At 59.7% G+C, this 12,268-nt stretch carries 16 protein-coding genes; 11 read left to right on the forward strand and 5 right to left on the reverse strand.

All coding sequences use genetic code 11. From position 1 onward, the window contains the following. Positions 1-29: 29 nt before the first annotated feature. From rplU to ACILSI_RS25645, 7 genes are all read left to right on the forward strand, one after another. Positions 30-344 carry a 50S ribosomal protein L21 gene (gene rplU / locus ACILSI_RS25615; RefSeq protein WP_395724785.1) on the forward strand — a complete coding sequence of 105 codons (315 nt, stop codon included), beginning with the start codon at positions 30-32 and terminating at the stop codon, positions 342-344. Between the two features lie 21 nt (positions 345-365). Further along, positions 366-626 (forward strand): 50S ribosomal protein L27, encoded by a 261-nt coding sequence (rpmA, locus tag ACILSI_RS25620; protein WP_395724770.1) that lies wholly within the window; start codon positions 366-368, stop codon positions 624-626. Between the two features lie 118 nt (positions 627-744). After that, positions 745-1,401, forward strand: coding sequence for a phosphoadenosine phosphosulfate reductase family protein (locus ACILSI_RS25625; RefSeq protein WP_395724771.1), 657 nt, complete (start codon positions 745-747; stop codon positions 1,399-1,401). 6 nt (positions 1,402-1,407) lie between these two features. Next, on the forward strand, positions 1,408-2,157 hold the full coding sequence (locus ACILSI_RS25630) for a sulfite exporter TauE/SafE family protein (protein ID WP_395724772.1): 750 nt from the start codon (positions 1,408-1,410) through the stop codon (positions 2,155-2,157). Between the two features lie 30 nt (positions 2,158-2,187). Next, positions 2,188-3,096, forward strand: a complete 909-nt coding sequence (gene cysD, locus ACILSI_RS25635) for a sulfate adenylyltransferase subunit CysD (protein WP_395724773.1) — start codon at positions 2,188-2,190, stop codon at positions 3,094-3,096. Positions 3,097-3,143: 47 nt separating this feature from the next. Beyond that, on the forward strand, positions 3,144-4,484 hold the full coding sequence (locus tag ACILSI_RS25640) for a sulfate adenylyltransferase subunit 1 (protein ID WP_395724774.1): 1,341 nt from the start codon (positions 3,144-3,146) through the stop codon (positions 4,482-4,484). Between the two features lie 41 nt (positions 4,485-4,525). Continuing rightward, entirely contained in the window at positions 4,526-6,088 is a 1,563-nt protein-coding gene (locus tag ACILSI_RS25645) for a phytoene desaturase family protein (RefSeq protein WP_395724775.1), read from the forward strand. Between the two features lie 18 nt (positions 6,089-6,106). Here the strand turns inward: ACILSI_RS25645 and ACILSI_RS25650 are convergent, their stop codons facing one another. After that, positions 6,107-6,565 carry a hypothetical protein gene (locus ACILSI_RS25650; protein ID WP_395724776.1) on the reverse strand — a complete coding sequence of 153 codons (459 nt, stop codon included), beginning with the start codon at positions 6,563-6,565 and terminating at the stop codon, positions 6,107-6,109. A 32-nt stretch (positions 6,566-6,597) separates the two neighbouring features. After that, positions 6,598-6,984, reverse strand: a complete 387-nt coding sequence (locus ACILSI_RS25655; RefSeq protein WP_395724777.1) for a ComEA family DNA-binding protein — start codon at positions 6,982-6,984, stop codon at positions 6,598-6,600. An 87-nt stretch (positions 6,985-7,071) separates the two neighbouring features. On the opposite strand from ACILSI_RS25655, the gene ACILSI_RS25660 reads away from it, so the two are divergent. Continuing rightward, a complete protein-coding gene (locus ACILSI_RS25660; protein WP_395724778.1) occupies positions 7,072-7,809 on the forward strand; it encodes a hypothetical protein in 738 nt (245 codons plus the stop codon). A 131-nt stretch (positions 7,810-7,940) separates the two neighbouring features. Here the strand turns inward: ACILSI_RS25660 and ACILSI_RS25665 are convergent, their stop codons facing one another. The 3 genes from ACILSI_RS25665 to ACILSI_RS25675 all read right to left on the reverse strand — a co-directional run bounded on the left by ACILSI_RS25665 (position 7,941) and on the right by ACILSI_RS25675 (position 9,872). Next, positions 7,941-8,717: a hypothetical protein gene (locus ACILSI_RS25665; protein ID WP_395724779.1), complete on the reverse strand. Its 777-nt coding sequence runs from the start codon at positions 8,715-8,717 to the stop codon at positions 7,941-7,943. Positions 8,718-8,858: 141 nt separating this feature from the next. After that, complete coding sequence (locus ACILSI_RS25670; protein ID WP_395724780.1) at positions 8,859-9,290, reverse strand: hypothetical protein; 432 nt, start codon at positions 9,288-9,290, stop codon at positions 8,859-8,861. Between the two features lie 246 nt (positions 9,291-9,536). Then, on the reverse strand, positions 9,537-9,872 hold the full coding sequence (locus ACILSI_RS25675; RefSeq protein WP_395724781.1) for a helix-turn-helix domain-containing protein: 336 nt from the start codon (positions 9,870-9,872) through the stop codon (positions 9,537-9,539). 343 nt (positions 9,873-10,215) lie between these two features. On the opposite strand from ACILSI_RS25675, the gene ACILSI_RS25680 reads away from it, so the two are divergent. The 3 genes from ACILSI_RS25680 to ACILSI_RS25690 form a co-directional block, all read left to right on the forward strand. Continuing rightward, positions 10,216-10,539 carry a hypothetical protein gene (locus ACILSI_RS25680; protein WP_395724782.1) on the forward strand — a complete coding sequence of 108 codons (324 nt, stop codon included), beginning with the start codon at positions 10,216-10,218 and terminating at the stop codon, positions 10,537-10,539. 652 nt (positions 10,540-11,191) lie between these two features. Next, positions 11,192-11,563: a hypothetical protein gene (locus ACILSI_RS25685; RefSeq protein WP_395724783.1), complete on the forward strand. Its 372-nt coding sequence runs from the start codon at positions 11,192-11,194 to the stop codon at positions 11,561-11,563. Positions 11,564-11,656: 93 nt separating this feature from the next. Then, positions 11,657-12,268, forward strand: a 612-nt coding sequence (locus ACILSI_RS25690) for a hypothetical protein (RefSeq protein WP_395724784.1), incomplete at its 3' end; no start/stop codon positions are given.

A 12,268-nucleotide genomic window follows, 5' to 3' on the forward strand; every position in this document is an offset into this window, starting at 1 on the left:
AGCGAGGAAACTTCTATCTTTTCAAGGCTATGGCATACGCAATCATCAAAACAGGCGGCAAACAGTACAAAGTCTCCGTGGGCGACAAGCTCGACGTGGAGAAGCTCGAATCCGCCGAAGGCGAAACGGCCACCTTCGACCAAGTGCTCGTCGCTGGTGAAGGCAGCAGCATCAAGGTGGGTGCCCCCATCGTCGCCGGAGCCAGCGTTTCCGCCAAGGTGCTCAAGCAGCACAAGGCCGACAAGGTTACCACCTTCAAGTTCCGCAAGCGCAAGGGCTTCCACAAGACCCGTGGTCACCGCCAACCGCTGACCCTCGTGCAGATCACCGCCATCAACGCCTAATCCCCTCACTCCTCCCCTCTTATGGCCCATAAAAAAGGACAAGGTTCCGTCAAAAACGGTCGCGACAGCCAAAGCAAGCGTCTTGGCGTCAAGAAATTCGGTGGCGAAGCCGTCATCGCAGGAAACATCATCCTCCGCCAGCGTGGCACGAAGTGGATTCCCGGTCTCAATGTCGGCATCGGTCGCGACCACACCATCTTCGCCCTCGTGGACGGCAATGTCCGCTTCGATAAGGATGGCCGCCGCGTGAACATCCAACCAGCAGCCGCTCTTCAGGCTTAATCTGAAGCACAGCTAACTTTCGAAGGGCGCGGATCAACCCCGCGCCCTTTTTCATGCCCTGATTTTCTATTTCCTACTTTACACATCGAGAATCAGGTGAATAAATCGCCCTCCCACCATGAACCCCGACCAAATCGCCGCCCTCAATGACGAAGCCAGAGGCAAATCGCCCCAGGAGATCATTCAGATCGCCCTCGCACATGCCGACGGCCAGGCTGTCGTCACCACGAACTTCCGTCCGTATGAGGCCGTGATTCTCCACCTCGCCACGGAGCAGGAGGCGGGCATTCCCATCTTGTGGGTCGATCACGGCACCAATCTCCCTGAAACTTACCGCTTCGCCGAAAAGAGCCGTGCACGCCTTAACCTCAACTTGAAGCCCTACCTACCGCTCATGACCGCCGCCCACTGGCTGGCCCTCAATGGCGGTCAGGTCCCGATGCCGGACGAAGTCGAGCGCGTCGAGTCCTTCAGTCGCATCATGAAACTGGAGCCCTTCGAGCGCGGCATGCGCGAACTCGCTCCCAAGGTCTGGATCACCGCGCTCCGCAAGGAGCAGAACCCGCAGCGCGCGGCCACGCTTCAGCCCTTCATGTGGGACGCGAAGTTCAACTGCCTGAAAGTGAACCCCATCCTCGACTGGACGCCCGTCGAGATGGACGCCTACCTGCTCGAACACGATCTGCCGAACGAGCGCACCTACTACGATCCGGCCAAGGGCGACGAAAAACACGAATGCGGCCTGCATGCCAAGCTCGTCACCGACAAAGCGTAAGCGCCCATGGATCTGCCGCCCGACTTTCTGCTCTACATCGCCGCCGGCTTCGTCGCTCAATTGATCGACGGAGCGCTCGGCATGGCCTATGGCGTGAGCGCCTCGTCGCTGCTCATGGCCTTCGGTGTGCCGCCAGCGGCCACGAGCGCCACGGTGCATGCGGCCGAGTGCTTCACCACCGGCGCCTCCGCGATTTCGCATCACGCCTTTGGCAATGTGGACCGCTTTCTGTTTCGTCGGCTGCTCGTTCCTGCGGTCATTGGTGCCATCATCGGCGCGTATCTGCTCTCCTCCATTGGCGACGTGCTCAAACCCTGGGTTTCCGGCTATCTGATCATCATGGGTGCCGTGATCATCGCCAAAGCTTTCGTCCGCGTGCCGCCGCGCAATGTCACCACACATCTCGCGCCCCTCGGCTTCTTCGGTGCGCTTGTCGATGCTATGGGCGGTGGCGGCTGGGGCCCGATTGTCGCGTCCAACTTGATCGTGCGCGGTAACAACGTGCGCATCACCGTCGGCAGCGTAAATGCGGTCGAGTTTTTCGTCACACTGGCCGCCAGCATCACGTTCTTCCTCACTATCGGCCTCACGCATTGGAGCATCATCCTCGGTCTCGCCATCGGCGGTATGATCGCCGCGCCGTTCGGTGCCTGGGCCGCGAAACACATCCCGCACAAGCCCTTCATGATTCTCGTCGGCGTCCTCGTCGTCGCTCTCAGCACGCGCAACCTTCTCAAATTCCTCGCCGTCATCTGACCCGGCCAAATCAAAAATCGTAAATCATAAATGTCTGCGATCACTCATCTCCAATTCCTCGAATCCGAGGCCATCTACATCCTGCGCGAAACCGCCGCGCAGTTCCAAAAGCCCGCGCTTCTTTTCTCCGGTGGCAAAGATTCCATCGTCATGGCCTGGCTGGCCCGCAAAGCCTTCTATCCATCGAAATTGCCCTTCCCACTGCTGCACGTTGATACCGGCCACAATTTCCCTGAGGCCATGGAATACCGTGACTGGTTCGTGCAGGAGATCGGCGCGAACTTGACCGTTGGCCTTGTGCAGAAATCCATCGACGACGGCCGCGTGCAGGAAGAAAAAGGCCACAACGCCAGCCGCAACAAGCTGCAAACGGTCACGCTGCTCGACACCATCGAAGAGCACCAATACGATGCCTGCCTCGGTGGTGGTCGTCGCGATGAAGAAAAAGCCCGCGCCAAGGAGCGCTTCTTCAGCCACCGCGATGAATTCGGTCAGTGGGATCCGAAGAACCAGCGCCCCGAGCTCTGGAACATCTTCAACGGCCGCAAACACTTCGGTGAGCACTTCCGCGTCTTCCCGCTCAGCAACTGGACCGAGATGGACATCTGGCAATACATCCGCCAGGAAAACATCCCGCTGCCAAGCCTCTACTTCAGCCATCAGCGCAAAATCATCGAGCGCCACGGCCAGCTCCTCGACGCCAGCACCGGCATCATCCCGCTGCTCGATGAAGAGAAGCCCAAGGTGAAGGAAATGACCATCCGCTTCCGCACCGTTGGCGACGCCACCTGCACCGGCGCCGTCGAATCCACCGCCAGCACCATCGACGAAATCGTCGCCGAAGTCGCCGCTGCCCGCCAGACCGAACGTGGCACCCGCGCCGACGACAAGCGCAGCGAGACCGCCATGGAGGACCGCAAGAAGGAAGGATACTTCTGATTTCAGCGAGAATCGCAGCACTCAACTTCAAACACTTTCCTCAGATCATGGACGTTCTCGTCAACCCCACCGAATCCTCTCTTCTCCGCTTCACGACAGCCGGTTCTGTCGATGATGGCAAAAGCACGCTCATCGGCCGTCTGCTCTACGACTCGAAGTCGATCTTCGAAGACCAGCTTCTCGCTGTCGAAGAATCCTCCAAGCGTCGTGGCGATGCGCATGTGAATCTCGCGTTGCTCACCGACGGCCTGCGTGCTGAACGCGAGCAGGGCATCACGATCGACGTGGCTTATCGCTACTTCGCCACGCCCAAGCGAAAATTCATCATCGCCGACACGCCGGGGCATATTCAGTACACGCGCAACATGGTCACCGGCGCTTCCACGGCCGATCTGGCGATCATCTTGATCGACGCACGCCTCGGTGTGATCGAGCAGACGATGCGCCATACTTACCTCGCGTCGTTGCTGCGCATCGGGCACATCGTTCTCGCCGTGAACAAGATGGACCTCGTCAATTTCGACCAGGCCGTCTATGACAAGATTGTCGGCGACTTCCAAGCCTTCGCCAAAGGCCTCGACAATCTCCCGCAAGTCACGCCGATCCCGATGAGCGCACTCAATGGCGACAACGTGGTCGATAAATCCGAAAGCACCCCGTGGTACACCGGCCCGTCGCTGCTCCAGCATCTCGAAACCGTCCAGGTCCACAGCGAAACCGCCGCCGATGAAGCGCGTTTCGCTGTGCAGTGGGTCATTCGCCCCATTTCCGACCGTACGGACGCCAAACTCGGCAATCTGCACGACTACCGCGGCTTCGCCGGCCGCATGGCCAGCGGCACCTTCCGCGTGGGTGATGATGTGCTCGTTTATCCTTCAGCGATGAAGTCGAAAATCACCGGCATTCACACCTACGAAGGCCCGCAGCCCGAAGCGATCCCGCAGCTGAGTTACAGCATCACCGTCGCCGATGAGATCGACACCAGCCGTGGTGGCATGATCGTCAAGGCGAACGAGCCCACGCAGACCAGCCATGAGTTCGACGCCATGATCTGCTGGTTCGCCGACAAGAAGATCCTCAAGCCACGCGGCCGCTTCCACCTGCGCCACACCACCAACGACGTGCGTGCCATCGTCACCGACGTGCTCTACAAGGTGAACATCAGCACGCTCGAAAAAACCGTCGAGAGCAAGGAGTTCGCCCTCAACGACATCGGCTGCATCCGCATCCGCTGCGCGTCGCCGATCTTCTTCGACCCCTATTCCAAGAACCGCACCACCGGCAGTTTCATCCTCGTGGATGAGCAGACCAACAACACCGTCGCTGCGGGCATGATCATCAAGTCGCTGGCCGACGCTGGTGACGAGGACGCGGAAGTGGCGATCTAAAACGCGAGAACCCGCTCATGGCCGCGTAATGGTTCGCGGCCATGATTTACGACGGCATCCTTCTCGGCTCCGGGCACAACGCCCTGGTGCTCGCCTGCTATGCGGCGCGCGCCGGCCTGAAGGTGGCCGTGGTGGAGAAAAATGACGTGGCCGGCGGCGGACTGACGACGGTGGAGCATCCGCCCGGCTCCGGCTTCAAGCACAACACGCATTCGTTCTTCCACCGCGCATTGACCTCAATGCCCTGGTATCGTGATCTGGAGCTGGAGCGTTATGGCGTGCGTTACATCGAGCCGGAGCTCAATGTGGCCATGATTCTGCCGGAGAATCGCGTGCTGGAGTGGTGGACGGATTTTGAAAAAACCTTCGCATCGTTCGCGGCGATCTCGCCACGCGATGCGGACCGTCTGCGCGAATGGACGGAGCGCTTCCGGCCCATCGTGGAGCAGATCCTCATTCCCGAGGCGCAGAACCCACCGCTGCCGCCAGAGCAACGCCTGGCCAAACTGAGGCAAAGCGAACTCGGACGCACGCTGCTGGAGGTGCAGGCGCTGTCACCCATCGAATTTGTGATGCGCGAGTTCGAGCATCCGGCGGTGCGGGCAGGGCTGCTGTTCTTCAATGGTCTTCGAGAAGTCGATTTGCGACAGCAGGGCTTCGGACACTCGATTCCCACGCTGATGGCGAGTCCGCGCAAAGCGCAGATGTGCCTTGGCGGCTCGCGTCGGCTGGCCGAGGCGCTGTGCGCAGACTTGCGCGAGCATGGCGGCGAGATTTTCACGAACTGGCAGCCGCGCTCGATCCTGACGCGCAATGGCCGTGCGTGTGGCGTCGAATCGATGACCGGTGACCGCATCGAGGCCTCGCAGTTCGTTGCCAGCGGACTGAATCCGCAGCAGACCTTCCTCGATTTGATTCCAGCCGATGTCACGTCCGCGCATCTGCGCGAACGGGCTGCTGGATTCGAGTACAACCTGCTCGCGCCGCTGTTCGCGCTGAATCTGAACCTGCGCGAGCCGCCACGTTATGCCGCGGCGGAGCAGCATCCTGAATTGAACCACGCCTTCATGATGATCCTCGGCCTGGATGATGTGGCGCAGTTTCACGACATCGTCGCTGCGCATGAACGCGGTGAAATTCCGCGCACGGTGATGTGGGGCACATGCCCGACGCAGTTTGATGCTTCGCAGGCACCGGCAGGCCGTCACACCGCTTTCATGTGGGAAAAGCTGCCTTACGCGCTGCATGGCGATGCGCGGAACTGGGACACATACAAAGAGCAGCATGGCCGCGAGATGCTGGCGCTCTGGCAAACCTATGCGCCGAACCTGCGTGATGCCCTGCTGGATTCCTTCACCCGCAGCGCTCTCGACACCGAGCGTCTGTTGCCTAACATGATGCGTGGCGATCTGCTGGTGGGATCGTTCGCGAACGATCAGATCGGCTATCATCGCCCCTTCCCCGGTGCAGGAACCTACCGCACCGAAACCCCTGGTCTCTACCTCTGCGGCGGCTCCACGCATCCCAGCGGCAACGTCACCGGCCTGTGCGGCTTCAATGCCGCGAAAGTGGTGCTGGCGGATTGCGGGCTTCCACACGGGTAGGGCGCGAAGCCAAATGACCTACAACTCCCGAATGACCTTCCCGTCCTTCGTGCGGCAGGGCACGCGAAGGTGTTCGAGCCAGATGGGGATGAAGTTGTTGAGGAGCAGCTTTCGGGCCTCGGTGAGGTCGTCAAAAACGGCACACGCCCACGGCTGTCCACGCTCCTGGAAGTAGAACTCCCAGCACCTGCCTTTGGCGATGAAGTAGCTGCCGTCGCGCGAGTCCACCTCGGTGCGGACGTGCGGCAGATTCTCGGGCTGAAGGCCTTGCGCGGCGAGGCTGGCCTCAATGTCGGCACGCGTGAGGGTGAAGAGGCGGTTCACCGCCTCCTGACAGCGTTCGGTGTTGCCGGGCACGTTGGTGTCCCGCCATTCGGGCGGCAGGCCGAGGTGTTCGAGCGCCCAAGTGGCCACGTCGGCTTTGGATTGAAGGACGCGCATTTGTTCGGCGATAGAAAGCGTGGCGGAGGTGCTCATATGGGCGTGGTGGGGAAAGACTCGATGAAGCATCACCATGTGTCCGCTGTTCGGCGGCCTGGGGCGGCTTGGATGAGAGGACGGAGCTTTTCGAGCAGCTTGAGGCCGACACCGCGCACGCGGGCGAGTTCCTCGGCGGAGGCAAAGGGCCGCGCGGTGATGATGGCCCGCGCCAGCACTGGACCGATGCCGGGGAGGGATTCGAGCTGCTCCTGCGAACTGAAGTTGATGTCGATGCGCTCAGTATCCGCCAAATGCTCAACCGGTCGGCGGTGCTGTACGGCGGATTCGTTGCAGACGAGGGTGCCCACGAACGCGAACACCAAACATGCCAGCGCCTGCCACCACCACGGAATCTCGTGCGGAGGTACCTCTGCCACGGTGCGGCGGCTTTGGCGGGGTGACGATTCCGACGGCATGACGCCATTCGAGCACAAGCCGCGGAATCGCGCCAGTTTTCAGAATGGAGGAATCCGGGGGAGACGCGCAGCCGTTATTAATGCGCCATGATGAAACCTCTGCTGCTTGTCGCTCTCCTGCCCTGTCTGTTTGCCTCCACTTCACGCGCGGAGATGAGTCTGGACTTTGAATCCGGCGCGGTCTGGACCGGCACCAATGATGTCCGCATCCCGGCAGACACAGGCACCTTGTTCTCGCTGGCCAGCGATTTGAATGCAGAACCGGCGGTCTTCTTCCGTGGCCGCGCCACTTGGCACATGGGCACACGCCACGATTTCTCCGTGCTCGCCGCCCCACTCCGCACCGAGTCGGACGGAGCCTTTGCCACTCCGGTCAACTTTGCCGGCACAACCTTCGCCGCGAACACTCCCACCACGGCGCGTTACCGTTTCGACTCCTACCGGCTCACCTACCGCTACAATTTCATCACCACCGACACCCTCACCTTCGGCATGGGTCTGACGGGGAAGATTCGCGATGCCTCCATCCAGGTGAATCAGGGCGGTCTTTCCGCCCGGGACTCCAATCTCGGCTTCGTGCCGCTGATCAATTTCCGCCTCGACTGGCGTTTCGCGCCGCGCTTCAGCCTCCTGCTGGAGGGCGACGCCCTCGTGGGCCCCAATGGCCGTGCCGAGGATGTACTGGCCGCCGTGCAGTATCATGCCACGGAGAACATCGCCCTGCGTTTAGGCTATCGCATTCTCGAAGGCGGTGTGGACAGCGACACCACCTACACCTCCGCCCTCTTCCATTACCTCAGCGCCGGCATCACCTACCGCTTCTAAACCCGGATTCCGAAGTTCCCGGTAATCGGGGCATTCCTGCCCCGAGAACTTCGGTAAGCAGTAACGACCTCTCCTGACAAAAGACTGTCAGTCTGTCGCGCACAAGTGCGCGGCCGTGTGATATCCATCCCCTATTTAACGATCAGCGCCGCGCTCACCTCGCCGTTTTCACCGACGGTGAAGGTGCGACGTTTGTCATCGCTCTCGTGGACGATGATGAGGGCTTTGTTCCAGCCGGGTGTGGGATCGGCACCAAGCCAATTTGGGTTGGCGTAAAAGATCGCACCGGGCTCGTCGAGGAGGGCTTTCACGCGGTCGGTGACATCGCAGAACGCGGTGCCGGAGCCATACACGGCGGAGATGAGTTTCACCGGAATGCGCTCCGGTGCGGGCACGGGTTTGCCGTTGGGCAGGAGCTTGATGAAGGAAGCATCGCCAATGCCGAGGGAGAGCGATTTCGTGTTCCAGAGGTTTTCATATTTGGCGAGATCGCACACGCCGCTCATCTCAATGAGATCACCCTCGCGCAGCGTGGCGAGCTTCGGCAGCATGTCGGCGTCCTTCCACTGGCTGGCGAAGACGCGGACGTGGTAGCCTTCATCATTCGGCAGGTAGGACCACACGACAAAGCGCTCCCAGAAATCCACGCCGCGCACCTTGAAGCGCATCGTCGCAGGACGTTTCGTGTCCACGAGCTTCTTTTTGAGCAGGCCGTTCGCCACTTCCTTCTGCGCGTCGGTCCAGTTCCGCGCGTTCTCGGGCTCCATGTCCTTTGGGATCACGGCGAGGAAGTCTTGGTAGCTGCGCAGCGGCTTCGGCTCCTTGGGTTTGGTGGGCGCGTCATCGGCCGCGTTCAGGAGGCACGCGGAAGCGAGGGAGAGCAGGAGCAGAGCGGGCGTGAGTTTCATGCGAGGTGGGCAAGTGTCGTGATTCAGATCACGAAATGCAATCAGTGTTCCTTGGGGCCGGATGCGGCCCGTGTTTGTAAAGAGTGAGTCAAAAGCCCGCTTCCTCTGCGATAGGCTGCCACCGTCTTTGATGGCCTTGAATCACGCGGTCGTTTCGGTAGTCGGCTTCATCGGAGACGGGCGGATGTAGAGGACCTCGCCGCTTGTGGCGGTAAATTGGCCGCACATGTCACTACCCATGGCGGAATCCAAGACCACGTGGAATTGTCCGGTGGTTTGCTGGTGCGCGATGGGTGAGAAGGCTAACTCAAAGAGAATGTTGTCCTGGATGAAGTCGTCCAGCTCAGCCGTGGCAATGCCTGAAAAGCGAAACCCGATTTCATGCTTCTTGGTGAGGACGATGTAGCCACGGGAATCCACCTGCCGAGTCATCTCCCAGGCCTCGACGTGCAGTTCGATGTATTCCGGTGTGCGTGTGAATGCCAGGACGGGAGAATCATGGAAGCTGGGCCAGTAGCCGTAAGCCTCCACCACTCGCTCATGTCCGGAAATGTAGTTGGGGACCTCACGCATGGGATGACGTTGGAGTTAGATGGACACTTTGTTTGACCGCTGATGGGACGCTGACAAGACGCTGATGACCGGATTCATGGATTAGCGTCAAATCAGCGTCCCATCAGCGGTTAGATTCATCACGTTCCCGGCGGGCTGCGTGAGTGGCACGGTTCCCAGGAGAGCGTTCGCTAGCACTCGGCACTCCTAGGCTGCCTGACGAACGTCCCGCTGGGCTTCGGGGCGCTGCCGGGTCGTGAATCACCTTCAACCTGCGGCGGCGAGGATCTCCGGTTTCTGGCGCACGAGGCTGAGCAGTTTCAAGGCCGCGCCGCTGGGCTTGCGGACGCCGCTTTCCCAGGAGATGGCGGTGTTGCGCGGCACGTTGAGCAGCGCGGCAAAGGTGGCCTGGCTGACGCCGAGGCGGGTGCGGATGCGTTTGATGTCCGCCGGAGGCAATGGCTTGAGCTTTGGCGGCACGGCCACCTGAGTGATGCGCACCCCCGGCATGGCCTTGCCGGCCTTGGCATGCTTGGCGAAGGCTTGCACGCGCTCGACGAGCGCCTTGGGATCAAACTCGACTTCCTGACGGGTGGTTTTCATGGGGCGCAGGCCATGGCGGGAAAAAGAAAAGCCCCTCGGGCTCGGCAACCCTGAAATGATCGAGGGCGCTTACTGCCGAAGGGCGGATAATCTTCGGAATCCCGTTGGGGAGTTCCTGCGAACAAAGGAGGCTCAATGCCCCGGATCGTCAAGAATCAATCCCTAGCCAGGCCACATCGTCCTCATCACGTTTGATGAGGCTGTGGAGACTGTCCGGTTACTCGTTCCCTTGGTCGATATCAGCAAGGAAGAACTCATCCGGCTCTCGAAGCTGCTCGGGAAAACCTCACAGCCCCGCAGGCGCTGAAAAGGCCGCTTTTCGGCCCTCGCCGAGGCCGGTTCCATGCCGGACGACTCCGCAATCGGGGCATGGGAGGCTCCCAACACGCAGGACGGCTCCGCAATCGGGGCATGGGAGGCTTCCAACAAGCAGGACGACTCCGCAATCGAGGCACGGGAGGCTCCCAACAAGCAGGACGACTCCGCAATCGAGGCGAGGGAGGCTTCCAACAAGCAGGACGGCTCCGCAATCGAGGCACGGGAGGCTCCCAACAAGCAGGACGGCTCCGCAATCGAGGCATGGGAGGTTCCCAACACGCGGAACGGCTCCGCAATCGAGGCATGGGAAGCTCCCAACACGCGGGACGGCTCCGCAATCGAGGCATAGGAGGCTCCCAACACGCGGGACGGCTCCGCAATCGGGGCATAGGAGGCTCCCAACAAGCAGAACGACTCCGCAATCGGGGCATAGGAGGCTCCCAACAAGCAGGACGGCTCCGCAATTGAGGCACGGGAGTCTCCCAACACGCGGGACGACTCCGCAATCTGGGGTGGGAGGTTGGGCTCTGGCCAAGGAGCGGTGCCATCTTGGCCCCAGCGTCGAGACATCAGGGATCAGGATGATTCCTCTCCTATTCGAAGCAGCCCAAGGGTGCCGAGCCTTGGGCGAGCGCTCCCTTGGGATTCGCGTGCCCCACCGCCCCCATCACGTTCCCGGACCGCCACGCGGTCCCGTCATGGGCGATGCGTTGCCGCTGGGACGTTCGGGTGACGGAACCGCGTGGCGGTTCGTGCTCCGGAGGGGCGCGTGGGTGGCGCGGTTCCCAGGAGAGCGCTGCTATCGCTCGGCACTACTGGGCTGCATGACGAACGTCCCGTTGGGCTTTGCCTGAGCGCGACGGATCAGGCTAGAAGGCAGGGTTGTTGATTTTTGGCAGCCTGACGTTGTTTCCCTGACCCATGGCATATAAAGCTGCTGACAAACCTTCCTACTTGTGAATGATCCACAAGTTCGCCCAAAAACCCAGACCTCCAAAGGCATGCAATCCATCTCTTGGCTCTCAGTACTTTTCTACTGCCTGTTCGGTATGTTTGTTTTCTACCAGCAGCTTCAAGTGCGTGGCTTCGAGACGCATCCTCATTTGCGTGGCTTCCGTGGTTCGAGCCAGGGATTCGAGACTATTTTGAAGTTCTCGGCCTTTGCTGGTAGGATTACGGGGCTAGTGTACCTGATTTATTACGGCTGGACGGTTGTGTGGTGGGCACCGATCCCGATCTACGTTGTTGGTCTATTGTTCCCGATTGTGGGCGTTTTCGTTGAGCGCCTACTCGGATCATTTGCCCTGAGTTTGCTCGGCTTCATTGGCTGGCCGCTCTGCGCCTTTGCCATGTTTACGCACATACCTAGCTAGCTATGCAGATAATTAAATGCCTGGCATTTTATTCCCCCCTTTTGAGGAGTCTGTGCCACGCACGGCTCACGCGCCGAGTTAACCTGCATATTAATGAAAAAATATTCAATAGAACTAGATGACGGACGAAAGTTCGAAGTGGAAGCTGAACATCAACCGACACAAGAAGAAGCGTTAGAGTATTTGAAGAGCCATTCCGAATCGAGTATTGTAATTAAGCATCCTCCCACCAAGAATACGAATGATTCAACACGTCCGGCAGCAGATGGGTGGATATGGGCATTGCTGATAGCGGCGCTCGCCATGGTAGGTTTGTTGATGAAAAAAGCGCAGTTCTTGCACCAGCCAAAACGACCGCTTTTGGTTTGTCTCCTGGCCGCTGTGGCTTTGACCTCCCTTGTGGCAGCCTTCGATAAGGATGCAACAGATCAGGCATCATTTTGGGAAAAATATCCAGTCTCTAACGCAGACCCATCGTTCCCGAAAATTTCCAACGATGTTGTGCTCAACTATGTGAAACTAAGTGAGGAATACTCTGGCCCGGCTGTCAGATATACAACAATCAAAAAAGGCGATAAGGCCTCTTGGAATTGCTGGATGTTTATTGAGGAAAGCCGAGACTTTGCGTATCCGGTTACTTTCAACGATAGAGAGCCTTCTCGTAGCGACATCAAATACGCAGCAACTGTGGTGCATAGAAATTAT

Origin of the sequence: Prosthecobacter sp., from assembly GCF_044232965.1 — a bacterium.
In the GTDB taxonomy this organism is placed as follows: Bacteria; Verrucomicrobiota; Verrucomicrobiia; order Verrucomicrobiales; family Verrucomicrobiaceae; genus Prosthecobacter.

Bases quoted from the DNA above. Each gene is read 5' to 3' on its own strand.
- ACILSI_RS25675 (WP_395724781.1), bottom strand. From the start codon at position 9,872: ATGAAAACCACCCGTCAGGAAGTCGAGTTTGATCCCAAGGCGCTCGTC.
- ACILSI_RS25625 (WP_395724771.1), top strand. From the start codon at position 745: ATGAACCCCGACCAAATCGCCGCCCTCAATGACGAAGCCAGAGGCAAA.
- ACILSI_RS25665 (WP_395724779.1), bottom strand. From the start codon at position 8,717: ATGAAACTCACGCCCGCTCTGCTCCTGCTCTCCCTCGCTTCCGCGTGC.
- ACILSI_RS25645 (WP_395724775.1), top strand. From the start codon at position 4,526: ATGATTTACGACGGCATCCTTCTCGGCTCCGGGCACAACGCCCTGGTG.
- ACILSI_RS25630 (WP_395724772.1), top strand. From the start codon at position 1,408: ATGGATCTGCCGCCCGACTTTCTGCTCTACATCGCCGCCGGCTTCGTC.
- ACILSI_RS25670 (WP_395724780.1), bottom strand. From the start codon at position 9,290: ATGCGTGAGGTCCCCAACTACATTTCCGGACATGAGCGAGTGGTGGAG.
- ACILSI_RS25640 (WP_395724774.1), top strand. From the start codon at position 3,144: ATGGACGTTCTCGTCAACCCCACCGAATCCTCTCTTCTCCGCTTCACG.
- ACILSI_RS25660 (WP_395724778.1), top strand. From the start codon at position 7,072: ATGATGAAACCTCTGCTGCTTGTCGCTCTCCTGCCCTGTCTGTTTGCC.
- rplU (WP_395724785.1), top strand. From the start codon at position 30: ATGGCATACGCAATCATCAAAACAGGCGGCAAACAGTACAAAGTCTCC.
- ACILSI_RS25680 (WP_395724782.1), top strand. From the start codon at position 10,216: ATGCCGGACGACTCCGCAATCGGGGCATGGGAGGCTCCCAACACGCAG.
- ACILSI_RS25650 (WP_395724776.1), bottom strand. From the start codon at position 6,565: ATGAGCACCTCCGCCACGCTTTCTATCGCCGAACAAATGCGCGTCCTT.
- rpmA (WP_395724770.1), top strand. From the start codon at position 366: ATGGCCCATAAAAAAGGACAAGGTTCCGTCAAAAACGGTCGCGACAGC.
- cysD (WP_395724773.1), top strand. From the start codon at position 2,188: ATGTCTGCGATCACTCATCTCCAATTCCTCGAATCCGAGGCCATCTAC.
- ACILSI_RS25655 (WP_395724777.1), bottom strand. From the start codon at position 6,984: ATGCCGTCGGAATCGTCACCCCGCCAAAGCCGCCGCACCGTGGCAGAG.
- ACILSI_RS25685 (WP_395724783.1), top strand. From the start codon at position 11,192: ATGCAATCCATCTCTTGGCTCTCAGTACTTTTCTACTGCCTGTTCGGT.